Origin of the sequence: Acidovorax sp. Root275 (assembly GCF_001428965.1) — a bacterium.
Lineage (GTDB): Bacteria > Pseudomonadota > Gammaproteobacteria > Burkholderiales > Burkholderiaceae_C > Acidovorax > Acidovorax radicis.
Window position 1 is genome coordinate 148,886 of record NZ_LMJH01000011.1, and the last position, 23,604, is coordinate 172,489.

28 protein-coding genes, 1 tRNA gene and 1 riboswitch are annotated in these 23,604 nt (G+C 63.5%); of the genes, 8 read left to right on the top strand and 21 right to left on the bottom strand.

Going from position 1 to position 23,604, the window contains the following annotated elements; translation table 11 throughout:
• On the bottom strand, positions 1 to 603 hold a 603-nt coding region (locus ASE52_RS24180; RefSeq protein ID WP_241777096.1), incomplete at its 3' end, for a 2-keto-4-pentenoate hydratase.
• A gap of 220 nt (positions 604 to 823) precedes the next feature.
• Positions 824 to 937: riboswitch (glycine riboswitch) on the top strand.
• Positions 938 to 1,028: 91 nt separating this feature from the next.
• Here ASE52_RS24180 and ASE52_RS24185 point away from each other — a divergent pair.
• Positions 1,029 to 2,345 (top strand): D-amino acid dehydrogenase, encoded by a 1,317-nt coding sequence (locus ASE52_RS24185; protein WP_057229903.1) that lies wholly within the window; start codon positions 1,029 to 1,031, stop codon positions 2,343 to 2,345.
• A 15-nt stretch (positions 2,346 to 2,360) separates the two neighbouring features.
• Here the strand turns inward: ASE52_RS24185 and ASE52_RS24190 are convergent, their stop codons facing one another.
• Entirely contained in the window at positions 2,361 to 2,669 is a 309-nt protein-coding gene (locus tag ASE52_RS24190) for a cytochrome c (protein WP_010466263.1), read from the bottom strand.
• A gap of 137 nt (positions 2,670 to 2,806) precedes the next feature.
• Positions 2,807 to 4,018 (bottom strand): sulfite oxidase, encoded by a 1,212-nt coding sequence (locus ASE52_RS24195; RefSeq protein ID WP_057229905.1) that lies wholly within the window; start codon positions 4,016 to 4,018, stop codon positions 2,807 to 2,809.
• 226 nt (positions 4,019 to 4,244) lie between these two features.
• On the opposite strand from ASE52_RS24195, the gene ASE52_RS24200 reads away from it, so the two are divergent.
• Both ASE52_RS24200 and ASE52_RS24205 read left to right on the top strand, forming a co-directional pair.
• Positions 4,245 to 5,420 carry a rhodanese-like domain-containing protein gene (locus ASE52_RS24200; RefSeq protein WP_057229907.1) on the top strand — a complete coding sequence of 392 codons (1,176 nt, stop codon included), beginning with the start codon at positions 4,245 to 4,247 and terminating at the stop codon, positions 5,418 to 5,420.
• A gap of 80 nt (positions 5,421 to 5,500) precedes the next feature.
• Positions 5,501 to 6,823 carry a hemolysin family protein gene (locus tag ASE52_RS24205; RefSeq protein ID WP_010466269.1) on the top strand — a complete coding sequence of 441 codons (1,323 nt, stop codon included), beginning with the start codon at positions 5,501 to 5,503 and terminating at the stop codon, positions 6,821 to 6,823.
• An 11-nt stretch (positions 6,824 to 6,834) separates the two neighbouring features.
• Here ASE52_RS24205 and ASE52_RS24210 read toward each other — a convergent pair whose 3' ends face one another.
• The 6 genes from ASE52_RS24210 to ASE52_RS24235 form a co-directional block, all read right to left on the bottom strand.
• Entirely contained in the window at positions 6,835 to 8,160 is a 1,326-nt protein-coding gene (locus ASE52_RS24210; protein WP_057230069.1) for an FIST N-terminal domain-containing protein, read from the bottom strand.
• A gap of 82 nt (positions 8,161 to 8,242) precedes the next feature.
• Complete coding sequence (locus tag ASE52_RS24215; RefSeq protein ID WP_057229909.1) at positions 8,243 to 9,118, bottom strand: PhaM family polyhydroxyalkanoate granule multifunctional regulatory protein; 876 nt, start codon at positions 9,116 to 9,118, stop codon at positions 8,243 to 8,245.
• A gap of 96 nt (positions 9,119 to 9,214) precedes the next feature.
• Positions 9,215 to 9,712: a copper chaperone PCu(A)C gene (locus ASE52_RS24220; RefSeq protein WP_057229911.1), complete on the bottom strand. Its 498-nt coding sequence runs from the start codon at positions 9,710 to 9,712 to the stop codon at positions 9,215 to 9,217.
• 63 nt (positions 9,713 to 9,775) lie between these two features.
• Entirely contained in the window at positions 9,776 to 10,321 is a 546-nt protein-coding gene (locus ASE52_RS24225) for a YcnI family protein (protein WP_241777097.1), read from the bottom strand.
• Positions 10,322 to 10,462: 141 nt separating this feature from the next.
• Positions 10,463 to 12,769 carry a TonB-dependent receptor gene (locus tag ASE52_RS24230; protein ID WP_057229915.1) on the bottom strand — a complete coding sequence of 769 codons (2,307 nt, stop codon included), beginning with the start codon at positions 12,767 to 12,769 and terminating at the stop codon, positions 10,463 to 10,465.
• 80 nt (positions 12,770 to 12,849) lie between these two features.
• The gene (locus ASE52_RS24235) at positions 12,850 to 13,215 is read right to left on the bottom strand and encodes a DUF2946 family protein (RefSeq protein ID WP_057230071.1); all 366 of its coding nucleotides are present in this window, start codon (positions 13,213 to 13,215) and stop codon (positions 12,850 to 12,852) included.
• Positions 13,216 to 13,336: 121 nt separating this feature from the next.
• On the opposite strand from ASE52_RS24235, the gene ASE52_RS24240 reads away from it, so the two are divergent.
• The 4 genes from ASE52_RS24240 (at position 13,337) to ASE52_RS24255 (ending at position 15,555) form a co-directional block, all read left to right on the top strand.
• Positions 13,337 to 13,984, top strand: a complete 648-nt coding sequence (locus ASE52_RS24240; RefSeq protein ID WP_057229918.1) for a glutathione S-transferase — start codon at positions 13,337 to 13,339, stop codon at positions 13,982 to 13,984.
• A 109-nt stretch (positions 13,985 to 14,093) separates the two neighbouring features.
• Positions 14,094 to 14,465 carry a TraR/DksA family transcriptional regulator gene (locus tag ASE52_RS24245; RefSeq protein WP_057229922.1) on the top strand — a complete coding sequence of 124 codons (372 nt, stop codon included), beginning with the start codon at positions 14,094 to 14,096 and terminating at the stop codon, positions 14,463 to 14,465.
• An 86-nt stretch (positions 14,466 to 14,551) separates the two neighbouring features.
• A complete protein-coding gene (locus ASE52_RS24250; protein ID WP_010466288.1) occupies positions 14,552 to 14,965 on the top strand; it encodes a VOC family protein in 414 nt (137 codons plus the stop codon).
• Positions 14,962 to 15,555 carry a MarC family protein gene (locus tag ASE52_RS24255; RefSeq protein WP_010466290.1) on the top strand — a complete coding sequence of 198 codons (594 nt, stop codon included), beginning with the start codon at positions 14,962 to 14,964 and terminating at the stop codon, positions 15,553 to 15,555. Before ASE52_RS24250 ends, ASE52_RS24255 begins: the two co-directional genes overlap by 4 nt.
• 106 nt (positions 15,556 to 15,661) lie before the next feature.
• Here the strand turns inward: ASE52_RS24255 and ASE52_RS24260 are convergent, their stop codons facing one another.
• Positions 15,662 to 16,207 (bottom strand): Rrf2 family transcriptional regulator, encoded by a 546-nt coding sequence (locus ASE52_RS24260; protein WP_057229924.1) that lies wholly within the window; start codon positions 16,205 to 16,207, stop codon positions 15,662 to 15,664.
• Between the two features lie 151 nt (positions 16,208 to 16,358).
• Here ASE52_RS24260 and nhaR point away from each other — a divergent pair, with 151 nt between their 5' ends.
• A complete protein-coding gene (gene nhaR / locus ASE52_RS24265; protein WP_029414312.1) occupies positions 16,359 to 17,255 on the top strand; it encodes a transcriptional activator NhaR in 897 nt (298 codons plus the stop codon).
• Between the two features lie 337 nt (positions 17,256 to 17,592).
• Here nhaR and ASE52_RS24270 read toward each other — a convergent pair.
• The 11 genes from ASE52_RS24270 to rpsE form a co-directional block, all read right to left on the bottom strand.
• Positions 17,593 to 17,669, bottom strand: a tRNA-Met gene (locus ASE52_RS24270).
• Between the two features lie 22 nt (positions 17,670 to 17,691).
• A complete protein-coding gene (rplQ, locus tag ASE52_RS24275; RefSeq protein ID WP_029414313.1) occupies positions 17,692 to 18,084 on the bottom strand; it encodes a 50S ribosomal protein L17 in 393 nt (130 codons plus the stop codon).
• A 120-nt stretch (positions 18,085 to 18,204) separates the two neighbouring features.
• Entirely contained in the window at positions 18,205 to 19,197 is a 993-nt protein-coding gene (rpoA, locus tag ASE52_RS24280; protein ID WP_008906514.1) for a DNA-directed RNA polymerase subunit alpha, read from the bottom strand.
• A 112-nt stretch (positions 19,198 to 19,309) separates the two neighbouring features.
• Positions 19,310 to 19,933 (bottom strand): 30S ribosomal protein S4, encoded by a 624-nt coding sequence (gene rpsD, locus ASE52_RS24285; RefSeq protein ID WP_010466299.1) that lies wholly within the window; start codon positions 19,931 to 19,933, stop codon positions 19,310 to 19,312.
• 90 nt (positions 19,934 to 20,023) lie between these two features.
• A complete protein-coding gene (rpsK, locus tag ASE52_RS24290; RefSeq protein ID WP_005793662.1) occupies positions 20,024 to 20,428 on the bottom strand; it encodes a 30S ribosomal protein S11 in 405 nt (134 codons plus the stop codon).
• A 16-nt stretch (positions 20,429 to 20,444) separates the two neighbouring features.
• Positions 20,445 to 20,810 carry a 30S ribosomal protein S13 gene (gene rpsM, locus ASE52_RS24295; protein ID WP_008906516.1) on the bottom strand — a complete coding sequence of 122 codons (366 nt, stop codon included), beginning with the start codon at positions 20,808 to 20,810 and terminating at the stop codon, positions 20,445 to 20,447.
• 23 nt (positions 20,811 to 20,833) lie between these two features.
• Entirely contained in the window at positions 20,834 to 20,947 is a 114-nt protein-coding gene (gene rpmJ, locus ASE52_RS24300; RefSeq protein ID WP_005793651.1) for a 50S ribosomal protein L36, read from the bottom strand.
• Positions 20,948 to 21,091: 144 nt separating this feature from the next.
• Positions 21,092 to 22,414: a preprotein translocase subunit SecY gene (secY, locus tag ASE52_RS24305; protein WP_029414314.1), complete on the bottom strand. Its 1,323-nt coding sequence runs from the start codon at positions 22,412 to 22,414 to the stop codon at positions 21,092 to 21,094.
• Positions 22,415 to 22,438: 24 nt separating this feature from the next.
• Positions 22,439 to 22,870, bottom strand: coding sequence for a 50S ribosomal protein L15 (gene rplO, locus ASE52_RS24310; protein WP_010466313.1), 432 nt, complete (start codon positions 22,868 to 22,870; stop codon positions 22,439 to 22,441).
• Between the two features lie 10 nt (positions 22,871 to 22,880).
• Positions 22,881 to 23,063 carry a 50S ribosomal protein L30 gene (gene rpmD, locus ASE52_RS24315; protein WP_007861725.1) on the bottom strand — a complete coding sequence of 61 codons (183 nt, stop codon included), beginning with the start codon at positions 23,061 to 23,063 and terminating at the stop codon, positions 22,881 to 22,883.
• A gap of 13 nt (positions 23,064 to 23,076) precedes the next feature.
• Positions 23,077 to 23,595, bottom strand: coding sequence for a 30S ribosomal protein S5 (gene rpsE / locus ASE52_RS24320; RefSeq protein WP_010466320.1), 519 nt, complete (start codon positions 23,593 to 23,595; stop codon positions 23,077 to 23,079).
• Positions 23,596 to 23,604 lie beyond the last annotated feature (9 nt).

Here is a 23,604-nt window from a genome sequence, read left to right on the forward strand (position 1 = left end):
CGCCGCGTTGCCCCAGGTGGCGTGTTGCACGGCCACCATCCCGTTCACTGACACGCTCACCGCTTGCGCCAGGGGCTGCACCGCCGCCACATCGGCCACCCCCGCACCCACGATCAGTGCGCCATGGCAGGCCTGGTCGGCCAGGCGGCTCCATTCGCCCTGCAGCCCCCAGGCCGCAAACCGCGTATCGCACACCTCGATGGCGGCGCGCACCGAGGTCATGGCAGCCAGCACCTCGGCCGCACTGTAGGGCGTGGAGCGGGCTGGCAAATCGGCACCCAGCTCGTACACCAGCTCGGCCTCGACCCCCATCACGGCGAACCCTGCAGCAGACAAATGCACCGCCTGCACGGTTTGCGCCACAAACACCGAATCACGGGTGAGCGCTGCCCGCGTGGGTTGGGCCTGGGGCGACGCGGCGCCCACCTTCCAGCCTGCAATCTCCCCCCGCTCGCGCACCACGATGTCTTGCACGGCATAGGCCTCGGTCGCATCGCGCGGGCGCAGCGCTGCGGGCAAATCGAGCGGCCGGGGGGTGCGCCCCTGGCGGGCCATGGTGATGACGGCCGCGCTGGCAAAGGGATCGAAAGCGGTGTCGGGCATAGGGAAAGCGTCCTGGGCTGGGTCAAGTCGCTGGATTATGGCGACCTGCCACCTCCTACCATCAGCAACGATTGCCACCCATTAGCCGGCAAAAACACTTTGCCGCCGCCCGTGCCCTCCTAGAATGGGCCCCGCAGGAGAGCACGGCAGGCCACACGCCCGCCGCTGCACCGAAGGCGCAAACTCCCATACACGCTCAGGTCCCGTACTGCACCATTCATCAAAGCCGTCTGGAGAGCCGCCACGGGCACACCGTGGCGCACCGAAGGAGCAAACCGCGCGCCATGTGGGCTGTGTGGTGAATCTCTCAGGTACCAAGGACAGGGGGAGCGGCAGCTTGGCGGACGCGCGCCAACTGCTTGCTATATAAAAAATAGCTACCAACGCACGTCCATCAAGCGCTGAACCCTTAAAAGGCTTCAAAAATGCGCGTGATTGTTTTGGGTGCCGGCTTGCTCGGCGTGACTTCGGCTTATTTCCTGCAACAGCTCGGCCACGAAGTGACCGTCATTGACCGCCAGGGAGCCCCCGGCGCCGAAACCAGCTTTGCCAACGGTGGGCAGATCTCGGTCAGCCACGCCGAACCCTGGGCCAACCCCAGCGCGCCGCTCAAGGTGCTGCAGTGGCTGGGCAAAGAAGACGCCCCCTTGCTGTTTCGCCTGCGCGCCGACATGCGGCAGTGGCTCTGGGGCCTGGCCTTTCTGCGCAACTGCACGCCGGCGCGCACGCGCCACAACATCGAGCAGATCGTGAGCCTGGGCACCTACAGCCGCAGCGTGCTGCAGCAGTTGCGTGCAGCCACCGGCATCCAGTACGACCAGCGCACGCAAGGCATCCTGCACTTCTACACCAACGCGAAAGAGTTCGATGGCGCCCTGGCCCCGGCCGAGCAGATGCGCGCCCTGGGCTGCGAGCGCCAGGTCATCAGCGCCGACGAGGCCGTGCGCATCGAGCCAGCGCTGGCCCACATCCGCCCGCAGCTGGCAGGCGCCACCTTCACGGCCGAGGACGAATCGGGCGATGCCAACCAGTTCACGCGCGAGCTGGCCAAACTGTGCGAGGCGGCGGGTGTGCAGTTCCGTCTGGGCCACCACATCACGGCGCTGCGCGAGGCAGGCGGCAACATCGACCATGTGGAAGTGACCAACGCCGAGGGCCGCTTCGAGCGCGTGCAGGGCGACGCCTTCGTGCTGGCCATGGGCTCGTTCAGCCCGCTGCTGGCCCAACCGCTGGGCATCCACCTGCCGATCTACCCAGCCAAGGGCTATTCGGTGACCATGCCGGTCAAGGACGCGTCCAAGGCGCACCAGGTGAGCCTCACGGACGACGAGTTCAAGCTCGTGTTCTCGCGCTACACCAGCCAGCAGGGTGATCGTTTGCGCATTGCCGGCACCGCTGAATTGAACGGCTACGACCGCCACCTGAACCAGGTGCGCTGCGACGCCATCGTGCGCCGCGTGGAGCAGCTTTTTCCTGGTGCGGGCGACGCCAGCCAGGCCCAGTTCTGGACCGGCCTGCGCCCCGCCACGCCCAGCAATGTGCCGCTGATCGGCAAGACGAAGCTCGCCAACCTGTTCCTCAACACCGGCCACGGCACGCTGGGCTGGACGCACGCCTGCGGCTCGGGCCAGGCGCTGGCCGACATCGTGAGCGGGCGCGCGCCGCAGGTGGATTTCGACTTCCAGGGGCTGGAACGCGACCGGCGGCCGGCCGCGCTGCTGCCCTCGCGCACGACGGCCTGAACCGGCGGCCCGGCGTTATGGGGCCGCGCCCGTGGCCTGGGCCACGAAGGCGGCCACGGCCAACATGTCCTTTTCGCTCATGCGCTCGGCATACGAGGGCATCGCGCCGATGCCCGCCTTCAACGCCCGCAGCACGCGGCCCGCATCGGGCTTGAGTTCATCCAGCACCGGGCCGACCTGTCCCTCGGCGCCCGCAGCCTGCAGCGTGTGGCACACGGCGCAGGCGGGCTGGATCTTGGTGAACAGCTCCTTGCCGCGCGCCAGCTCGGCCGGGTCGGCGGCCCAGCTGGCACCCGCCCACAACAACGCCACCCCCACCAGCAAGCCACACCCCGGCACCCGATGCCGTCCGATAGCGGCACGCACCCACGCCAGTGCCACGGTGGAACTGGCTTTGCCAGGCCACGGCTGCCGTCCCCCCTCCGGGGGGACGGCGCAAAGCGCCTCAGGGAGGAACAAGGTCATGCCACGGTCAACGTGACGGCATGGTCGCGCCAGCTGGCGTTGTTGTAGCCGCCCAGGTTTTCCTCGCGCTGCTCGGCCTGCACGTTGCCCGCCGTGTCGGTGGCGCGGCTGGCCAGCACCTGCGTGCCGGCCTCCAGGCGCACCGGCAGTGCAAACTGCCGCCATGCGAAGGGCCCCAGGTCCGGTCCGATGAGTTTGGCCGCCTGCCAGGTCTTGCCACCATCGGCCGAGACCTCTACCCCCTTGATGCCCCGCGTACCCCCAAAGGCCACGCCGTGCACCTGCACCTGGCCCGCCTTGAGCGGGCCCTTGTCGGGCAGGGGGCCGTTGATCCAGGACTTGACGCCCATCTCCCACACCGAAGGCTGGTCGGGGCTGGCCTTGGAGCCGGGGGGCGACATGCGGTAGCCGTGCGACATGATGCGCGCCTGTGACTGCGCACTGGCGAAGGCCACGCGCTTGACGTACTTGATGTTGTTCACGCCCTGGTAGCCCGGAACCACCAGCCGCAGCGGCCCACCGTGCGCCAGGGACAAGGGCTCGCCATTCATCTCCCAGGCCAGCAACGCGTCGTCCAGCGCTTTCACGGGGACCGAGCGCTCTACCAGCACAGACAGCGGGTCCACACCCTCTGGCAGTTTTTCGCCACCGGTGCCCGTGAGGTAGGCCGCGCCGTCGGCCAGCCCGCCCAGCGCAGCCACCACGTTGCGCAGCGGCACGCCGCTCCAGACCACACAACCCGCAGCGCCCACGGACCAGGGCGTGCCACTGGGCTTGCTGGGGAAAAAGCCCCGTCCATTGCCCGAGCATTGCAGCACCGTGGCCACGGTCTCGACGCCCAGGGTTCTGAGTTCGGCCAGCGTCAGGCTGCGTGGGTTCTTCACCCCTTCGATGGCGACGCTCCAGGCATCGCGGTTGTCCAGGATGGCCGCATCAGGCGCGGGCAGGTTGTTGCGCACGTACAGCTGGTTCGACGGGGTGATGACGCTGGTGCCGAACGCGGAGCGCCGGGTTTCCAGGGTGCTGCTGCTGTGCACGATCAGCGCGTCCGGAGATTTCCATCCCGCATAGGCGGGCAGCGGCTTGGCAGGGCTCGTGGCCTGCTGCGCCCTGGCAGTGCCAGCCCATCCGGCCAGGCCCAGCGCGCTCAGGGCTGCGGCACTTCCGGCCAGCATGTGGCGGCGTGGCAGGGTCATGGAATCTTTCATGGAAACGTCTCCAGATAATGTGGGTGAACAAACGGTTTTCTCCCCGCCCTCGCCTGACAGGGGCATGCCGGGGCGGGCCCAGCCCGCATTCTGTGCGGCAGCCTTTGCCGTGGCGCGCAATGCGTCGTTAACAAAAGTAACAAACACAAAACATCGGAAACACTCGTACACAGGTACGAACGCCGTGGGCATATTCGCGCTTTGTTTTGGGGGGGAGGAAAGCGCAATGAACACAAACAGGAAACCCACCGGCGGCAAATGGGGAGTGCTGCTTTTCCTTTGGCTGAGCTCCAGCGCGGTGCAGGCCCAGCTGACGGCCATCGTGGCCGCGGAGCCCACCGCCCGCAAGGCGGCGCATTCCATCCTGCGCACCTCCGCCGAGTCCGGTCTGTCCAAGGCCGCTGGCCAGACGGTGGCGCTGACCACCAGCGACGAGTTGGCGGATGTGATGCGTGCGACGCGCAGTGCGGGCTACGACATCTTCATTGGCCCGGCCCAGGTGGCCGCATCCGCGCTGCAACGCGGCTATGAGCTGGTGGGCGCCACGCACAAATCGGACCGATACCTGCTGGTCGGGCTGCAGCAGATCGCAGCGGTGCCCGCGATGAAGGGCCGAAGGCTCTACTTGCCCCAGCAGGATTCGCTGTACACGTACATGGCGCGCGGCATGCTCAACGAGGCCGGGCTGTCGTTCCAGGATCTGCGCGCCGTGCAATACGAGAAGTTCCCCCAGGCGGGCCTCACGGCCCTGACGCTGGGTACGGCCGACGCCACCGTGGTGCGGGAGGACGACTGGGCAGAATGGTCTGCGGCACACCCGGGCATCGCGCGCGTGCTGGCCACATCGCAGCCCGTGCCGGGCGGGTTTTCCATTGTGGTGAAGAAAGATCTGTCTGCTGATGCGCGCAACAAGCTGGCCCAGTGGTTCAGTGCATCGTCCTCCGCCAGCGGCCTGCCGCCGGTGTCTGTGCGCCCGGAGGCTGTGGAATACCGCCGCGTTGCCGAGCTGGGCCTCTTCACGCCCACCAGCCTGCCGGGCGTGAACCGTATCACCGCGCGCGAGGCACAGAATCTGCAGGCGCAGGGCGCCACGCTGGTGGACACGCGCACCGAGAAGGAATTCAAGGCCAAGCGCATCCGGGGCGCCGTGTTTGCCGCTTATGTGGAAAAGAGCCTCAAGGACGTGGCCTTCAATGCTGCCCAGGACGATTTCCAGGCACTGGACAAGCTCCAGAGCCTGGACAAGGCCAAGCCCGTGATTTTTGCCTGCAACGGCGCCGAATGCTGGAAATCCTACAAGGCTGCCAAGGTGGCCGCCGCCAAGGGGTTCAAGTCGGTGTACTGGCTGCGCGGAGGACTGCCCGAGTGGGACGAAACCGGTCTGCCCACCGAAGGTGGCTAGGAGCCTGCGCAAGGCCTCCGGCCCCTGTCCTTACAATTGGTCGCTTCTCAACACCCAAGGGCGCGCAAGGCGCCCTTTGTATGGAAATAGCAATACTGTTCGCCCTCATCTTTCTCAACGGCCTGTTTGCCATGTCAGAGATCGCTCTGGTCACGGCCCGCAAAGCCCGGTTGCAAAAGCTGATTGATGAGGGCGATAGCGGCGCCGCCGCCGCCGTGAAGCTGGGCGAAGACCCCACGCGTTTTCTGTCCACCATCCAGATCGGCATCACGTCCATCGGTGTCTTGAACGGTATCGTGGGCGAGGCCGCGCTGGCCGCACCGCTGGCTGCGTGGCTTGAATCGCTGGGCGTGCCCCTGCCCTACGGGGGCTATGCGGCCACCGGGCTGGTGGTGGTGCTGATCACGTATTTCTCCATCGTGGTGGGTGAACTGGTGCCCAAGCGCATCGGCCAGTCCTACCCCGAAACCTTTGCCCGCCTGGTCGCACGGCCCATCAACTTTCTCGCGCTGGCCACCAAGCCTTTTGTGCTGCTGCTGTCCACCTCCACCCGCACGCTGCTGCGCCTGATGGGTGTGAAGGAAACCAGTGGCAGCCCCGTGACGGAAGAAGAAATCCACGCCATGCTGGTCGAGGGCACGACGGCCGGGGTGATCGAATCGCACGAGCACACCATGGTGCGCAATGTGTTCCGGCTGGACGACCGCCAGATCGGCTCGCTGATGCTGCCGCGCGGCGACGTGGTGTGCCTGGACGTCGATGCTCCGTTTGAAGAGAATCTGGCGCGCATCGAGGAGTCGGACCACGCGCGGTTTCCGGTGGTGCGCGGAGGCATGGACAACATCCTGGGCGTGATCAATGCCCGCCAGTGGCTGGCCCGCGCGCTGCGCGACCGCAGCCAGACCCTGGCCGACCAGACGCTGCAGGCCGTGCTGTACGTGCCCGAAACCATCACCGGTATGGAGCTGCTGGACAACTTCCGGCTGCAGGACGTGCACATGGCGTTTGTCATCGACGAGTACGGCGAGGTGCAGGGCATCGTCACGCTGCAGGACCTGATCGAGGCCATCACCGGCGAGTTCCAGCCGCGCGACCCCGAGACCTCGTGGGCGCTGCAGCGCGAGGACGGCAGCTGGCTGCTGGACGGCCACATCCCGGTGCCCGAGCTGAAAGACCGGCTGAACCTGGACTCCGTGCCCGAGGAAGAACGTGGCCGCTACCACACCCTCAGCGGCATGATCATGTTGCTGACCGGGCGCCTGCCCAAGGTGACCGACGCAGTGCAATGGGAAGACTGGAAGCTCGAAGTGGTGGACATGGACGGCAAGACCATCGACAAGATCCTGGCCACACGCCTGACGCCCGAGGAAAAGGCCGAGGCCGAGGACAGCCCGGCGGCCTGATCGCGACGGCCCTATTCGCCGTCCACAAAAACGGTCAGCACCCCGGTGTAGCCGTACAGATGGTGGTGCGCAATTTCACCCCCGGCAAAAAAGCCGGCCAGCGGCACATCGCCCAGCGCGTGGCGCACGATCTGCAGCTCGGCACTGGGCCCGCCAAAATGGGGGCCGCCCCGGCCCGAGCAGCTCACATAGATCGCCCCGCAGATGCGCCGCCCGGTCTGGGGCAGAGCGCTGGTGCCCCGCGCCGCAGCCCCCGGTGCCGCGGCCAGATCGCCCAGGGTGTCTGACGACACCATCGGCGCAGGCTCCAGCTCCTCGGGTTCCAGCTCCTCGCGAATCTCGGCGCAGATCCGCATCAGGTCGGCGCGCGCCGCTGCCACATTGCGCTGGCAGAACGCCAGGTGCATGCCAGCCTCCACATGGTCGGCCAGGGCCACGCCCCGGCGGCTGCCGTCGAGCCCCACGATGTGGCGCACGCGCGTATCGGTGCCGAAGTGCCCCGTGCGGCGCTGGCCCTCAGGCTGCTCGCCTGCGCTGACCAACCCGGCCAGCGTGGCGCGCACCTTGCGCAGCGCGGGCTGGGGGTCTCCACTGTCCAGCGAGACCTGCAGCGTATCGAGCAGCACATCCAGCGCGGGCTCGCCATCCAGCGCCAGAACGACGTTGTCCTGCGCGGCGGTGATGGTGCGCAGCGCGCCCACGGGCTGGCAGCCCTGCGTGACGCGCGACACCAGCGCCACCCCCGCGCCAAACGCCACGCCCGACAAGCCCCCGTCAAACACCCCACTGGCGCCGCCCTGGCCGGCCATGTTGCCGTCGCCGCCCACGGCAAACTGCACACTGCTGGTGCGGCTGGCAGAGAGGCCACCAAACAGGTAGCCGGTGTCGGTGCGTGCGGCCATCTCGGCCAGCAATTCGGTCAGTTCGGGGGTGCGGCCATCGGCATGCACCAGCGCCGTGTGGGCCACAAAGCCTGCGCCCGGGTGCGGCGCGTGCGTGGGCAGCGGTGCCACGCCGGAGAACACACGGTACTGGTCGGCCGGCACATCCAGCAGCATGACCGACAGCGCCGGCTCGTCAAAGTATTCGGCATTGTTGGCCGACACGCCCACACCCACGGTACCGGTCCAGTCCGTCACCTCGGGCAGCTCGCCACTCAGGTAGTCGAGCAGCGCCTGGGCTTCGTTGCCGTAGTGGTCGGTGACGTAAAGCAGGCCCAGGGTGGATGCCGAAGCGTATTCGGGCAGCGCCATCTGGGCGCGCAATTGCGCCAGCACCAGCGCGGCGGCCATGCGCCACTGGGGGTGGGTGGCGTGGCCGGAAGGGAAAAGTTTCATGGGGTGGATCTCCATGCCAGGGCGGTGGTGGGCCGGTGTTGCGCCCACCTGCGGGTTGTTGCCACACCCGCCCGCGTTGGCGTCAGCCCGCTCGCTTGCGGGCCGCTGGGCTGCGGGTGCGGCTGCTGGCTTTTTTGGCGGCGGGTTTTGCCGTGGTTTTGCGGGCCGCAGGCTTCGGGGTGGCGGTGGTCTTTTTGGTGGCGCCCGGTGCAGCGGCACGCTTGGCGCCGCCCTGCATGGTCTGCATGCCCTTGGCGGCGAATTGGGTGGCCATGCCGGTGGCCGTCTTGAGGGCTTCCTTGGCGAGGCCCGTAGCCATGTTCTTGGTGGTGTCGATGGCGGTCTGCTTGGCCGCGTCCTTCATGGCGTTGGCGGCGATCTGCTGGAACTGGCCGGTGAGCGCGCCCCACCACTGCATTGGGTCCACCACGGTGGGCGCGGCGGCGGCGGCCGATGCCTTGCTGCCCTTCGCCTTGGCCTTGGCAGGCTGGGCGGCGGGCTCGGCTTCCTCGCGCTCGTCTTCTTCTGCTTCTTCGGCAGCGCTCGCGCGGCCCGTGACACGGGCGGCAGCCCCAGCGACGGCGCCCGCCGCTCCGCTCACGGTGTCGGCGGCTTTCTGCACACCGCTCATCACGGTGTCGGCGGTCTTGAGCTTGAAGGCATTGGCCACGTCGCCCATGCTGAAGTTCATGCCCTTGAGCGTGGCCAGGGTCATCTTCTGCACCTCCAGCGCCTGTATGGTGGCGGCCAGCGCGCGCGAGTTCTGCTCCAGCCAGAACTGCACGGCCTTGAGTTCGTCGATGCGCTTCTCGAGTTCTTCGACGCTGATGGTGGGCGCCACCCAGTTGCTGAGGTTGGGCAACTGCGGAATGCTGTTGGACGCCCCTTTGGCCAGGCTCTGCAAAAAGTCAAAACCTGGGACAAGTTTGCCGAAACCGAAATTCGATGTGTCGCTCATGGCCGCTCCGCAAGAGGTGGACGAGGGTGATCTGTGGTGGAGGCACAGCTTACTCCAATGCGTTGCGCCCGCGAAGGCGCTGCGGCGGCGGGAACCTCAGTGTTTATGCCCATCCATCATGCTGCCCGCAGTGGCACCACCGGGTGCCGCCGTGCCCACAGGCACCGTCAGGTTGAGCTTGCTTTCCGCCCCCTTGGCATCCTGGAACACCAGGGTGATGGGCACCGAGCTGTCCTTGGCCAGGGGCGCCTTCAGGTCCAGCAGCATGACGTGGTAACCACCGGGCTTGAGCTCCACGGTCTTGCCCGCAGGCAGATCGAGCATGGGCACGGCGCGCATCTTCATGATGTCGCCTTCCATCTTCATCTCGTGCACTTCGGTGATGCCAGCGGCGGGCGATTCGGCGCGCACCAGGCGGGCGCCGTCCTTGGCGGTGAGGCGCATGAAGGCGCCCGTGGCCTTCTGGCCCTGCACGCTGGCACGGGCCCAGGCGCCTTCGACCTTGACGGCGGCCGTCTGTGCCCATGCGGGGGCGCTGGCCAGTGCTGCGGCCAGTGTGGAAACGAGGGCGGCGCGGTGAAGCAGTTTTTTCATGATGGATGTCTTTCGGAGGTCAGCTGGAAATGGGGTGGAGCAGGCGCGGGGCGGACCTGACTGTCAATGATTGTGCGCACCACCGCCGCCTGTGGGCAGAATCTCCAGCGCTGCCGCAGGGGACTTCAGGTCCGACAGCTTCTGGCCCGCCTTGGGCACGTCAGTCCAGTCGTTCTTGCCTTCGGCGCAGGCCTGGCGCACGGGCCAGTACACGGTGCCGGCCTGCTCGGGCGCCTGGGCCACGAGCACGAACTCGTCGTAATGGGCGCTTTGCAGCATGTCGTCCGGCGTCTTGGCCGTCCAGGTGATGCGCACCACGTCTTCGGTGATGCTGCGGCCGTGGCTGGTGTACGGCTGTGCAAGTTTTTCGCGCTGTACCTCCAGCGTCCAACCGGGCTTGGGCATGGGACGCGCGCCGCGCATGCCGGCCGGGATGTCCACCGCGACCTGCCGCGTGGGCGACGCGCCGCAGCCGTGGCCGACCTTGAAGCTCGCCTTGTAGCTGGCGCCTGCCGGGGCCACCTGGTATTCGAGCACCACATGGGCGGATGCAGAGCCAAAAAGGCCTCCAGCGCTTAATAGTAAAGCGGTGGCAGCTATATTTTTCATAGTTTTTGATTTCATATTCAGACCTTGCGTTTCAACGATTCATTGCCTTCAACACTGGCGCGCCCGAGGCGAGCGCCACCGCGGAACCGGCTTCGCCGGGCCGCTGGAGGCGTCCCCCTTGGGGGAAGCGGCGCAAGCCGCTCAGGGGGTTACTTTCAATTCAGCCAGGTAGGTGCGCTGCGGGTAGGGGTGGAAGTTCCAGAACTGGTAGTTGTTGAGGTTGTCGATGCCCACGGCAGCGCTCACCTGCTTGGTGATCTGGTAGCGCACACGCACGTCGGTGGTGAAGTAGCGGCTGGCGCCCTGGTAGGCAAAACCGTTCACGTCGGTGTTGTCCAGCGTGCTGTATTGCTTGCCGCTGTAGCGCGCACCCAGGGTGTACGACCACTTGTCGTCCGGCCGGTAGGTTGCCACGGCGCTGGCGCGCCACTCGGGGATGCGCGGCTGCCACTTACCCACGCTGGCGGGAAACTTGTCGTTGCGGGTGATCTTGGAGTCCGTCCAGGTCAGGCTTGACCCGAGGTCGAGCCCACGCAGAAGAACATTGGCGGCCTGGTACGACAGCTCGATGCCCTTGGTGCGGATGGCATCCACGTTCTGCACGTTGGTCACGTTGGGCGTGACGAGCACGTTGGTCTGCGAATACAGCGCGTCCTTGGTGCGCTCAAAAAACGCGGTCAGGCGCAGCAGCCCATTGCCCATATCCCGCTCGGCCGTCAGCTCGGTGGTCCAGCTCTTTTCGGGCCTCAGGTTCGGGTCGTTGTTGATCAGCGTGCCGCTGCCGTTGATGCCACCCTGGTACAGCTCGGCCACGGTGGGCATGCGCACGGCGCGGCCGGTGGAGGCCTTGAGCACCCACAGGTCGCTGGCCTGGTAGGCCACTGCAGCCTTGGGCGACACATAGGTTTCGTTGCGCTCGGGGTGGCTCAGCGTGGTGGTGGCATTGCTGGTCTGGCCGTTGCTGGCACTCCAGCGCTCGGCGCGGGCGCCCAGCACGGCCTTCCACTTTGGCGCGATCTTCCAGGTGTCTTGCGCCCACAGGCCAATGAGCTGGGTGTCGCCGTTGAAGGCCTGGTTGCGTGCACCTGCAGCGCCGTTGATCCAGTTCGTCGTGGCGTTCTCCACGGTGCGCAGCTGGTAGCTGTCGCGCTGCAGCCCAAAGTCCACGATGTGCGCGCCCTGCACCCCATCCGGACGCCAAGTGCCTTTGGCGGCCAGCGTGTTCCAGCCTGTGCCCTTGCTGTTGACGATGCGCCCTGCGCCACCGTTCAGCGCGGCGGGCAGCGCCACGGTGGCGGCCCGCAGGGTGTCGGTCTGGTAGTCGTACAGGCTGGCGGCCACCTCCCAGTCGAACGCGCCCTGGGTGTGGCTTTTGACCGAGAGCCCGTGCATAAAGTGCGTGAGGTTCTCGTTGGAGACATTGAAGTCCGTGGGCGCGAGCGTGTACGAGCGGCCGTTGATGTTGACCGTGCCGCCGTACACCGCATTGCCATTGGCGTCGCGCAGGTAGCTGGTGGGGCGCCCTTCGGATTCGTTGTGCCACCAGCCCAAGGTGTAGGCCGCCCGCACGGTGGGCGAAAAGTCGTAGGCGATCTTGGCCTTGATGTGGTCTTGCTGCGTGTGGTACTGCGTGGCCGTGCCCAGCAGGTACCAAGGCTGGTTGCTGCGGTTGTTGCCCGGCACCGCGCCGGTCACGGGCGTGCCCGCGTTGCCCACGGTCCCGGCGGACACCAGCCGCGTGGGGAAGGTGAGCGGCTGGCCTTCGCTGTCGGTCTTGTTGAAGTTGAGGAACCACGACCAGTCGCCATTCTTGTTGCCGACGGATGCGCTGACCTGCTTGCCCGCGTAGGTGGCATTGGTGCCGTACAGATCGAACGGCTGGTGCTGGACGCTGACCTGCCCATGCGCCTCGAACTTCGTGGGCATGCGCGTCACATAGTCCACCACCGCGCCCACGGAGTTGCCCGTGTAGGCGGCAGAGAACGGGCCGTAGAGCACGTCCACGCGTTCGATCTCCTCGGGGGTGACCAGCATCCAGCGCGGCGCGTTGGTGGGGCCGTTGCCCAGGTAGTTGCTCAGCAAGATGCCGTCGGCGAACACCATGGACCGCGCCGGGTTGCCCGTGCCCGAGGCGCGCGTGGACAACACGGCGTGGTTGTAGTCGCCGATGTAGCGCTTGCGCACCAGCAGGCTGGGCAGGTACTTGAGGGCGTCTTCGCTGTCGGTGGCATTGATCGAATGCTCGATCTGCTCGCGCGTCACGCCCTCGATGGTGGTGGGGATCTGCGTGGGCAGCGAGGTGGGCTGGCCGCCGCGGATGGTGACCACGCCCAGCTCCTTGACGGGTGCGTTGGTGCTGTCTGCGGTCTGGGCCCACACGGGCATAGCCCAGGACAGGGCAAGGGGAAAGGCACTGGCCACGGCCAGCGCCATGCGGCTTTTGCGCATGGGAACTCCTGAATTTCAAGCCAAATAGGCCGTCAGCGCTTAACTATCAAGCGCAAACAGCTATCAAACAAATAGCAATTTCAGGAGAAGGCCGGAGGCCCGCGCGGCGGCAGCGGCGCGGCGGTGCGCGCAGCAATGTGCGCGGCGGGTATAGGGCGCAGGGCATGCGCCAGGGGATGGACTACAGGCAGCTGCGCCTGTGACGCTGGGGGAGGAGCGCCCACATGCGCGCACAACGGGCAGTCCAGCGTGTGGCTGGGCACCTCCTTGGCGCCGTCGTCGGTCTTGACCAGCACCTTGATGGCGCCCGAGCCCGAACAGATCAGCTCCATCGCCTGCGGATTGACCAGGGGCGACGCCACCGCCACCCCCATGGACAACACAAACCACGCCAGCACAAGGCGGGCGAGCCGGCGAAGGCTGCGGATGGTTTGGAGGGAGGGCATGGTGCGGATTGTAGGGGGCGGGCGCGTGAACTCCTTGACGGAGGTCATCTGCGCGACGGACTGCGTCCCCGCCCGCACCTAGGATGCGTGCTGCATTCACCACCATGACGGAGACAACACCATGCTGACACTCTGCGGCTTTTCGGCCAGCAACTACTACAACAAGGTCAAGCTCGCCCTGCTCGAAAAGGGCCTGCCCTTCACCGAGGAACTGGCCTGGGTGGGCGAGACCGACCGCAGCGCTAGCCCGCTGGGCAAGGTGCCCTACCTGCGCACCCCCGAGGGGCCGCTGTGCGAATCGGCGGTGATCGCCGACTACATCGAGGCCGCCCACCCCGCGCACCCACTGGTCCCCGCCAACCCCTACCAAGCCGCCAAGGTGCGCGAGCTGATCACCTTTCTGGAGCTGCACCTGGAGCTGGTGGCACGCAACCTGTACCCGCAGGCCTTCTTTGGCGGCACTGTGAGCGAAACCGCCCGTGAAAAGGTGGGGGCGCAACTGGAAAAGAACATTGCCGCCTTCGGCCAGCTGGCGAAGTTCAGCCCCTACGTGGGTGGCGACACCTTCACCCTGGCCGATTGCGCCGCCATCGTGCACTTGCCGCTGGTCAGCTCGGCCACCAAGATCATCTATGGCCGCGACTACCTGGCTGGCCTGCCGGTGCGGGATTACCTGACCCGCATGGCCGAGCGCCCGCACGTGCAGCGCGTGAATGCGGATCGCAAGACCAATACCGCGGAGATGCTGGCACGGCCGCCCAAGCGCTGAGCACCCTTCTTCAGCAAAGGGCCGGGGCGTCATCCCTTGACCCTGGTCAACCAGGGGCTCTGCACGCAGGCGCACCATGCAGGTATCCGCTCACCCGAGGAGACACCACATGGACAAGACCCAAGCCGCCCCATTCCGCCAACTGCTGCTGGCCCAGCAATCCGGGCTGCGGGCGCAGTTGGCTGCGCAACGCGGCGGCGTCATAGGCCGTGCAGAGGCCGCTGCCGACCACTTTGGCCAGCCCGAGGACCCACGGGCCCAGCTGGCCACCGAGCGTGAACTGGAATTTGCGCTGGACGAACGCGAAACCACCCATCTGGCCGCCGTGGAAGCAGCTTTGGCCCGCATCGAAGCCGACACGTACGGTGAATGCACGGACTGCGGCACCCACATCACCGCCGCCCGCCTGCATGCCACCCCCGAAGCTGCGCGCTGCGTGCATTGCCAGGAGAAGGCCGAGCAGCATCGCCGCGCAGCCTGAATCGGCGCACGCTGCTCCAGCGTTCCGCCGCCACTTCCAGCAAAACCTCCGCCAACGCACCCATACTGGCTGCTATCCTTTACAGGATGCGCAGCCTGTTTCACCTTGCCTTTCACGTGACCGACCTCGATGCCGCCCGCCGCTTCTACGGCGGTGTGCTGGGCTGCCAGGAAGGCCGAAGCACCGACACCTGGGTGGATTTTGATTTCTTTGGCCACCAGATCTCGCTGCACCTGGGCACACCCTTTTCCAGCGCCCGCACGGGCCATGTCGGCAATCACCTGGTGCCCATGCCGCACTTCGGCGCCATCCTGGAATTGCCCGACTGGCATGCGCTGGCCGCACGCCTGAAAGCAGCTGGCACCGCCTTTGTCCTGGAGCCACAGGTGCGTTTTGAAGGCCAGCCCGGGGAACAGTGGACGATGTTCTTTCACGACCCGAGCGGCAATCCCATCGAGATCAAGGGCTTTCGCTCGCTGGACGCGGTGTACGCACCGTGAGCTACACCTTCGCATCGGCCACCATCCTGCTGTTGCTGATCACCGATCCGCTGGGCAACATCCCCATCTTTGCCAACGCACTGCGCGGCGTGGCGCCCGAGCGCCGTGCAAGGGTGATCCTGCGGGAAGTGCTGATCGCGTTTGCGCTGCTGATGGTGTTCCTGTTCTTCGGCGCGGAGTTTCTGCGGGTGATGAACCTGAGCGATCTTTCGCTGCAGATAGCAGGCGCCGTCGTGCTGTTTCTGATCGCACTGCGCATGATCTTTCCGCCCGAATCCGGGCCACAGGCCGAATTGCCTGGAGAGCCGCTGATCGTGCCACTGGCCATTCCGGCCTTGGCGGGCCCCTCAGCCCTGGCCACGGTGATGTTGCTGGTGGCCCAGGCCCCCGAGCGCCGTTGGGAATGGGTGGGTGCGCTGTGCGTGACCATGGCCGTGTGCGCCGTGGTGCTGTTGATGGCCGAACGCATCCAGCGCCTGGTGGGAGAACGCGTGGTGATGGCGTTTGAACGCCTGATGGGCTTGATCCTGGTCGCCATCTCGGTGGAGATGCTGATCCGGGGGATCAAGCAGCTCGCGCAGCAGCTGTAGCCGCCGCTCGCCCCCAACAGCGAGGGAGGGGAACCGGGGATTCCACCTCCGCTCCGCCCTGAGGGCTGGCATGCCAGCAACTACAGTGCGCCGCCGGCGCGCAAGCTCAACGGCGTTGCAGCAACGGGATGGTGCCCAGCGCGAACACCGAGTTGGGCACCCCCACCCGCGCCATCAAAGGGCGTGGCTTAGCGTTCAGCTTGGGCCGGGGTGCGACAGGCGCCATCTCCTCAGCAACCACCCCCTTGGCATGCTGCTCGGCCACAAGGTCCTGCAAAGTCACTGACTGCAGGTACTCCATGACCCGCGCGTTGAAGGTGGACCAAAGTTCACCCGTCATCGACTTCACCTGGGCAGCCTGGCCGACATCCAGGCTTTGCAGATCGTCAGTCTTGAGGTTTTCGACGGCCAGGATGATCTCGGCAACCGAGATCTGGTCGGTGTTCCGGGCCAGGGTGTAGCCGCCGCCAGGGCCGCGTGTACTGTCCACGAGCCCGGCACGCCGCAGGGCACTGAACAGCTGCTCCAGGTACGACAGCGAGATGCCCTGCCGTGCGCTGATCGTCGACAGTGCTACCGGCCGCATCTTCTGGCGCAGTGCCAAATCCGTCATTGCCGATACCGCAAGTTGTCCTCGGGTGGTGATCCGCATCGTTGCTACTCCTTGTGAACGTTGACAGTTCCAGACCGCTGCGCGAACCGCTGCGGAAAGGGGCCAAGGGTTCAATGTAGGGCGTTTGATACTTCGCGTATATTCGTTTTATCAAAGTAAATAATTCGCTTTTTCCGCAGTATCTACCCCCATGAACTTTAAACACCTCCGATATTTCTGGACAGTTGCCAAAGCCGGCGGCGTCATGCGCGCTGGAGAACAACTGCACACCACGCCCCAGACGCTGTCCGGCCAGATCAAGCAACTGGAGGAATGGCTGGGCCACGACCTGTTTCGCAAGCGCGGGCGCGGGCTTGAACTCACCAGTGAAGGCCGTGTCGCCCTGGGATACGCCGAACAGATCTTTGCGCTGGGTGACGAGTTGGAGAAATCCATCCGCCTCTCGCGTGGCCAGGCCAAGCCGCTGGAATTTCGTGTGGGGGTGGCCGACTCCATTGCCAAATCCGTGGCCTATCACCTTCTGGAGCCGGCGCTTGGAATGCCTGAGCAGGTGCACATGACCTGCCAGGAGGGGAAATTTCCAGAACTCATCGCACAACTGAGCCTGCACAAGCTCGATCTGGTGCTCGCGGACGAGCCGGTCTCCAAGAAGATCGGTGTCAAGGCGTTCAACCACCCTTTGGGAACCAGCGGCATGAGTTTTTTCAGCGCACCTGGCCTGAGGGCGCAGCTGGATGGAACATTCCCCCAATGCCTCCAAGGAGCCCCCATGCTCATCCAGGGGCCCATGTCCTCCGTGCGCCAGCAGCTCGATCACTGGCTCAATAAACACCATCTTCAGCCCCGGATCGTGGGAGAGTTCGATGACAGCGCCCTCATGAACGCCTTCGGCCGCGAAGGCCGGGGAGTTTTCACCTCACCCACGGTGCTCGACGCGGAAACCACCACCCAGTTCGGTGTCGAGGTGATCGGTCGCACTACAGAGCTGGTCGAGGAGTTTTTTGCAATCTCCGTGGAGCGGCGCATCACGCACCCTTGCGTGGTGGCAATTACCAAGGCGGCGAAGGCTGATCTTTTTGGGCGATGAGCGACCTCCCGATGCGGGCTACAACTGCGCAGGGAATTCCCCGCGAGGAGCTGCCCTGTCACAGCCAAAGCGGCTTTGCTCTGGCTACAGAAAACCGGTGCTCAGCAATGGGGTCAGTTGGCGCAATAGCTGAACACAGCCGCCACCTCCCTGAGCCACCAGGGTATTTGCCTCGTTGAGTACGCGCGACGGGCTAACGGAGGGCTGCCCTCATCACTTGCCCCAGCAGGACACAGCAATTGCCTGACACGTGTGGGCGCAGCGCCAGCCAAGGCCCACAAACAAAAACGCCCACTACGAAGTGGGCGTTTTGCTTAGCAGATGCCTGCTATTTTTTTGGTTGCGCGAGAAGGATTTGAACCTCCGACCTTTGGGTTATGAGCCCAACGAGCTACCAGACTGCTCCATCGCGCGGTAAGAAATAAATTATACCCTATTATTCAGCTGCTGCCGAATTATTTTCAGTTTCAGCTGCACGATCCACCAGTTCAACCAGGGCCATAGGGGCGTTGTCGCCCACGCGGAAGCCCATCTTCAGAATACGGGTGTAGCCACCAGGACGCGCATTGAAGCGGGGGCCCAGGTCGTTGAACAGCTTGGTGACACTGTCACGATCGCGCAGGCGGTTAAAAGCGAGGCGGCGATTGGCAACGGTGTCCACCTTGGCCAAGGTGATCATGGGTTCGATCACACGGCGCAGTTCCTTGGCCTTGGGGACGGTGGTCTTGATGACTTCGTGCTCGATGATCGAGTTCATCATGTTCTGCAGCATCGCAAGGCGGTGCGAGCTAGTGCGATTGAGTTTGCGGAGGCCGTGACCGTGACGCATGGTGCTTTTTCCTTATTTAAAATTAAATCAGGCAGCCGTATAAGGTACTGCCCGAGGCACTGTCCCCTTCAAGGGAACCAAAAACCGAGCCCTCCTATTCGGAGAGCCCAGAATTATAACTTAACGCTTGTCCAGACCGGCTGGTGGCCAGTTCTCCAATTTCATGCCCAGCGTGAGACCACGCGATGCGAGCACTTCCTTGATCTCGTTCAGCGACTTACGGCCCAGGTTAGGCGTCTTGAGCAACTCGTTCTCGGTGCGCTGGATCAGGTCACCGATGTAGTAGATGTTCTCAGCCTTCAGGCAGTTGGCCGAACGCACGGTCAATTCCAGCTCGTCCACAGGACGCAGCAGGATCGGATCGAACGTTGCGTTGCCGCGTGGACCTGCAGGTGCGTCGAACGCGGCCAGCTCGCCGCCTTCCAGCTGTGCAAACACAGCCAGTTGTTCAACCAGGATCTTGGCCGATGCACGCACTGCGTCTTCGGCAGTGATGGCACCATTGGTTTCGATCTCGACGACCAGCTTGTCCAGGTCGGTACGCTGCTCCACGCGGGCGCTTTCCACCGTGTAGCTCACGCGCTTCACAGGGGAGAACGATGCGTCCAGCACAATACGCCCAATCGACTTGGTCGATTCGTCTGCATAGCGGCGCAGGCTGCCAGGCACGTAGCCACGGCCCTTCTCGACCTTGATCTGCATGTCCAGCTTGCCGCCAGCCGACAGGTTGGCAATCACATGGTCAGGGTTGACGATTTCCACGTCATGAGGGGTCTGGATATCACGCGCCGTGACCACACCTTCGCCATCCTTGCGCAGGCTCAACGTGACTTCGTCACGGTTGTGCAGCTTGAACACCACGCCCTTGAGGTTCAGCAGGATGTTGACCACATCTTCTTGAACGCCGTCAATGGACGAGTACTCATGCAGAACGCCTGCAATGGTGACTTCCGTCGCTGCGTAACCCACCATGGACGAGAGCAGGACGCGCCGAATGGCGTTGCCCAGCGTGTGGCCGTACCCACGCTCGAACGGCTCCAGTGCGACCTTGGCACGATTGTGGCCAAGCTGCTCGACATTGATCGCCTTGGGTTTCAGCAAATTGGTTTGCATTCAGACTTCCTCTCAATACCCCCAGCTCGTTACACCGGTAAGGCTGGTGAAGCGCCTAAACCGCGATGCCTCGCGGTTTAGGGACGGTTTTCTCGAAATACGTACCGAGCGATTAGCGCGAGTACAACTCAACGATCAGAGATTCGTTGATGTCGGCGCCAAACTCATCACGGTCTGGCACCTTCTTGAAGATGCCTTCAGCCTTTTCAGCATTCACTTCCACCCAAGCCGGCATGCCTACTTGAGCGGCGAGTTGCAGGGCTTCCACAACGCGGTTTTGTTTCTTCGACTTTTCACGCACTGCAACCACGTCGCCCGTCTTCACGAGGTACGAAGCGATGTTCACGGACTTGCCGTTCACGGTGATCGCCTTGTGGGACACCAGCTGACGCGCTTCAGCGCGGGTCGAGCCGAAACCCATGCGGTACACCACATTGTCCAGACGCGATTCCAGCAGGAACAGCAGGTTGGCACCGGTGTTGCCCTTTTTGCCGTCAGCAGCTTCGAAGTAGCGACGGAATTGCTTCTCCAGCACGCCGTACATGCGCTTGACCTTCTGCTTTTCACGCAGTTGCAGACCATAGTCAGAGGTACGGGCACCAGAGGTGCGGCCGTGCTGACCAGGCTTGGAGTCGAATTTGGACTTGTCGGCGATCGAGCGACGGGCGCTCTTCAGGAACAGGTCCGTGCCTTCACGGCGGGAGAGTTTGGCCTTGGGGCCGAGGTAACGTGCCACTTGAGCTTCCTTTGTGTCATCTACCGCAAACCATTGCGGGAGCCGCCTGAGGCGCTTGCGCGTTCACAGGCGGCGGTGGGCTTAGAGAGATTAGATACGACGACGCTTTTGAGGGCGGCAGCCGTTGTGGGGCACCGGGGTCACGTCAGAAATCGACGTGATGCGGATGCCCAGTGCGCCCAGTGCGCGCACCGAAGATTCACGGCCAGGACCAGGGCCCTTGATTTCAACGTCAAGGTTCTTGATACCTTGGTCGATGGCAGCGCGGCCAGCCACTTCCGAAGCCACTTGAGCTGCGAAAGGAGTGGACTTGCGTGAGCCCTTGAAACCTTGGCCACCGGACGAAGCCCACGACAAGGCATTGCCCTGGCGATCAGTGATCGTGATGATGGTGTTGTTGAACGAGGCGTGCACGTGTGCAATACCGTCCGAAACGTTCTTCCGGACCTTCTTGCGAACGCGCTGAGCTGCGTTATTGGCAGGAGACTTAGCCATGATGATCTTTCAATCTTTATTTCTTCAGTGCAGCTGCACCCTTGCGCGGACCCTTGCGAGTGCGTGCATTGGTACGGGTGCGCTGACCACGCATTGGCAGACCGCGGCGATGGCGGAAGCCACGATAGCAGCCGATGTCCATCAATCGCTTGATGTTCATGGTGGTTTCGCGGCGCAGGTCACCTTCAATGGTGAACTGCTCGATTTGCTCGCGAATTTTTTCCAGATCGCCGTCCGTCAGATCCTTGATCTTCTTGGAGTAAGCGATACCAGTTGCTTCGCAAATCTTGCGAGCGCGGGTGCGACCAATGCCAAAAATGGCGGTCAAACCGATTTCCGCGTGCTTGTGCGGCGGAATGTTAATGCCAGCGATACGTGCCATATGCGTCCTCTAATACTTTCCAATCAACCTTGGCGCTGCTTGTGACGCAGATCCGTGCAGATCACGCGCACCACACCCTTGCGGCGGATGATCTTGCAGTTGCGGCAGATTTTTTTGACCGAAGCCGAAACTCTCATTGCATTCTCCTAAAACTTGTCCATCCGTCCCGGCTGTTTCGCACGGAACACAATTTGTGCCCGCGAAAAATCGTGGGGCGCCAACTCAACCGATATCCAGTTCTTGCAGGCAGTGTCGCGATGCGAACACTACCTTCCTCATCATCAACCGCCACCTGCATTGCCTTTGAAGTTGGCCTTCTTGAGCAGCGATTCGTACTGTTGCGACATCATGTAGTTTTGAACCTGGGCCATGAAGTCCATGGTCACAACCACAATGATCAGCAGCGAGGTTCCACCAAAGTAGAACGGAACGTTGTACTTCAAGATCAGGAACTCTGGCAGCAAACACACAAAGGTGATGTAGACAGCGCCCGCCAGAGTCAGGCGAACCAGAATCTTGTCGATATAACGTGCCGTTTGCTCACCCGGGCGGATGCCTGGAATGAACGCACCGCTCTTCTTCAGGTTGTCTGCAGTTTCCCGGCTGTTGAAAACCAGGGCCGTGTAGAAAAAGCAGAAGAAGATGATTGCAGCGGCATAGAACATCACGTAGATCGGCTGACCTGGAGTCAGTGCGCCCGAAATGTCCTTCAACCATCGCATCGATTCACCCGCACTGAACCAATTCACTACGGTTGCCGGCAACAGGATGATCGACGAAGCAAAGATCGGGGGAATCACGCCTGCCATGTTCAGCTTCAAGGGCAAATGCGACGACTGACCGCCATAGACCTTGTTACCCACCTGCCGACGAGCGTAATTCACCAATATCTTGCGTTGGCCACGTTCCACGAACACCACGAAGTAGGTCACCAGACCAACCACGAGGACGATGAAGATAGCGGCCAGAATGCTCATGGCACCTGTACGAACCAATTCCAAAAGACCACCGATGGAACTTGGCAGGCCAGCAGCGATACCTGCAAAGATCAGGATCGAGATTCCGTTGCCCAAACCCCGCTCTGTGATCTGCTCACCCAGCCACATCAGAAACATCGTGCCGGCTGTCAGGCTGACAACAGCCGTCATGCGGAACCCGAAACCAGGACTGAGCACAAGACCTGCAGAACTTTCCAGCGCCACCGCAATACCCAACGACTGGAACAGAGCAAGACCCAAGGTGCCATACCGCGTGTACTGCGTGATTTTCCTGCGACCGGCTTCGCCTTCCTTCTTCAACTGCTCGAATGTGGGAACCACATAAGTCATCAACTGCATGATGATCGATGCCGAGATGTACGGCATGATCCCCAGCGCGAAAACCGTGAAACGCGAAAGCGCACCACCCGAGAACATGTTGAACAGATTCAGTATCCCGCCTTGCTGGCCACTGAAGAGCTGCTGGAGTTGGGCTGGATCGATACCGGGCACAGGGATATGAGCCCCGATGCGATACACGACCAGCGCAAGCAACAGAAAAACCAGACGACGGCGCAGGTCGCCGAACTTACCGGTCTTTGCAATTTGAGCTGCGCTAGTAGCCACAGATGCCTTCCTTCAGAGCCACACTCAGGCGACGCTGCCGCCAGCAGCTTCAATCGCTGCCTTGGCACCAGCCGTAGCGCCCACGCCATTCAGCTTGACAGCCTTGGTCAGGGAACCGCTCTTTATGACCTTCACCACCTTAGCCAGTTCACCGATCAGACCAGCTTGCTTCAGAGCCAGCACATCCACCTCGGCTAGGCCGAGTTGATCCAATGCCGTCAACGTCACTTCTGCGTTGAACTTGAGCAAGTGCGACTTGAAGCCACGCTTGGGCAAGCGGCGTTGCAAAGGCATTTGACCGCCTTCAAAGCCAACCTTATGGTAACCACCGGCGCGAGACTTCTGACCCTTGTGACCACGGCCAGCGGTCTTGCCCAGACCGGAGCCGATACCACGGCCTACGCGGCGCTTGGCATGCTTGGCGCCGTCTGCGGGCTTGATGCTATTGAGTTCCATGATCTATCTCTCAGAGGACTTTGACCAGATAGCTGATCTTGTTAATCATGCCGCGCACTTCGGGCGAGTCCTGCAGTTCGCTCACGCTATTGAGCTTGCGCAGACCCAGGCCGCGAACGGTAGCGCGGTGCGATTCCTTGGTGCCAATCGGGCTGCGCACCAGTTGAATCTTGACGGTTTGTTGCGTAGTCATTTCCAGCTTCCTATCAGGCGAAGATGTCTTCGACCGTCTTGCCGCGCTTGGCGGCCACATTCGACGGGGTGGTCGAATTGACGAGCGCATCAAAGGTGGCACGGACCATGTTGTAGGGGTTCGACGAACCATGGCTCTTGGCCACGATGTCGGTGATGCCCACCACTTCGAAAACAGCGCGCATGGGGCCGCCAGCGATGATGCCGGTACCCTTGGGAGCTGGGTGGAGTTCCACCGAAGCCGCACCGTGGTGACCCTTCACCGAGTGGTGAATGGTGCCGCTCTTGAGCGAAACCTTGACCAGGTTGCGACGGCATTCTTCCATCGCTTTTTGCACAGCAGCAGGCACTTCCTTGGACTTGCCCTTGCCCATGCCAACGCGGCCATCACCGTCGCCAACCACAGTCAGTGCAGCGAAACCGAGAATACGGCCACCCTTCACGACTTTGGTCACGCGGTTGACCGCGATCATTTTTTCGCGCAGACCGTCGTCTTGACCTTCGGTCTGCACTTTGGGTTGAAATTTAGCCATTTTGTATTC

Excerpts from the sequence above, each read along its gene's own strand:
- ASE52_RS24185 (WP_057229903.1), top strand. The coding sequence starts at position 1,029 with ATGCGCGTGATTGTTTTGGGTGCCGGCTTGCTCGGCGTGACTTCGGCT.
- ASE52_RS24195 (WP_057229905.1), bottom strand. The coding sequence starts at position 4,018 with ATGAAAGATTCCATGACCCTGCCACGCCGCCACATGCTGGCCGGAAGT.
- ASE52_RS24200 (WP_057229907.1), top strand. The coding sequence starts at position 4,245 with ATGAACACAAACAGGAAACCCACCGGCGGCAAATGGGGAGTGCTGCTT.
- ASE52_RS24205 (WP_010466269.1), top strand. The coding sequence starts at position 5,501 with ATGGAAATAGCAATACTGTTCGCCCTCATCTTTCTCAACGGCCTGTTT.
- ASE52_RS24210 (WP_057230069.1), bottom strand. The coding sequence starts at position 8,160 with ATGAAACTTTTCCCTTCCGGCCACGCCACCCACCCCCAGTGGCGCATG.
- ASE52_RS24215 (WP_057229909.1), bottom strand. The coding sequence starts at position 9,118 with ATGAGCGACACATCGAATTTCGGTTTCGGCAAACTTGTCCCAGGTTTT.
- ASE52_RS24220 (WP_057229911.1), bottom strand. The coding sequence starts at position 9,712 with ATGAAAAAACTGCTTCACCGCGCCGCCCTCGTTTCCACACTGGCCGCA.
- ASE52_RS24225 (WP_241777097.1), bottom strand. The coding sequence starts at position 10,321 with ATGAAAAATATAGCTGCCACCGCTTTACTATTAAGCGCTGGAGGCCTT.
- ASE52_RS24230 (WP_057229915.1), bottom strand. The coding sequence starts at position 12,769 with ATGCGCAAAAGCCGCATGGCGCTGGCCGTGGCCAGTGCCTTTCCCCTT.
- ASE52_RS24235 (WP_057230071.1), bottom strand. The coding sequence starts at position 13,215 with ATGCCCTCCCTCCAAACCATCCGCAGCCTTCGCCGGCTCGCCCGCCTT.
- ASE52_RS24240 (WP_057229918.1), top strand. The coding sequence starts at position 13,337 with ATGCTGACACTCTGCGGCTTTTCGGCCAGCAACTACTACAACAAGGTC.
- ASE52_RS24245 (WP_057229922.1), top strand. The coding sequence starts at position 14,094 with ATGGACAAGACCCAAGCCGCCCCATTCCGCCAACTGCTGCTGGCCCAG.
- ASE52_RS24250 (WP_010466288.1), top strand. The coding sequence starts at position 14,552 with ATGCGCAGCCTGTTTCACCTTGCCTTTCACGTGACCGACCTCGATGCC.
- ASE52_RS24260 (WP_057229924.1), bottom strand. The coding sequence starts at position 16,207 with ATGCGGATCACCACCCGAGGACAACTTGCGGTATCGGCAATGACGGAT.
- nhaR (WP_029414312.1), top strand. The coding sequence starts at position 16,359 with ATGAACTTTAAACACCTCCGATATTTCTGGACAGTTGCCAAAGCCGGC.
- rplQ (WP_029414313.1), bottom strand. The coding sequence starts at position 18,084 with ATGCGTCACGGTCACGGCCTCCGCAAACTCAATCGCACTAGCTCGCAC.
- rpoA (WP_008906514.1), bottom strand. The coding sequence starts at position 19,197 with ATGCAAACCAATTTGCTGAAACCCAAGGCGATCAATGTCGAGCAGCTT.
- rpsK (WP_005793662.1), bottom strand. The coding sequence starts at position 20,428 with ATGGCTAAGTCTCCTGCCAATAACGCAGCTCAGCGCGTTCGCAAGAAG.
- rpsM (WP_008906516.1), bottom strand. The coding sequence starts at position 20,810 with ATGGCACGTATCGCTGGCATTAACATTCCGCCGCACAAGCACGCGGAA.
- rpmJ (WP_005793651.1), bottom strand. The coding sequence starts at position 20,947 with ATGAGAGTTTCGGCTTCGGTCAAAAAAATCTGCCGCAACTGCAAGATC.
- rplO (WP_010466313.1), bottom strand. The coding sequence starts at position 22,870 with ATGGAACTCAATAGCATCAAGCCCGCAGACGGCGCCAAGCATGCCAAG.
- rpmD (WP_007861725.1), bottom strand. The coding sequence starts at position 23,063 with ATGACTACGCAACAAACCGTCAAGATTCAACTGGTGCGCAGCCCGATT.
- rpsE (WP_010466320.1), bottom strand. The coding sequence starts at position 23,595 with ATGGCTAAATTTCAACCCAAAGTGCAGACCGAAGGTCAAGACGACGGT.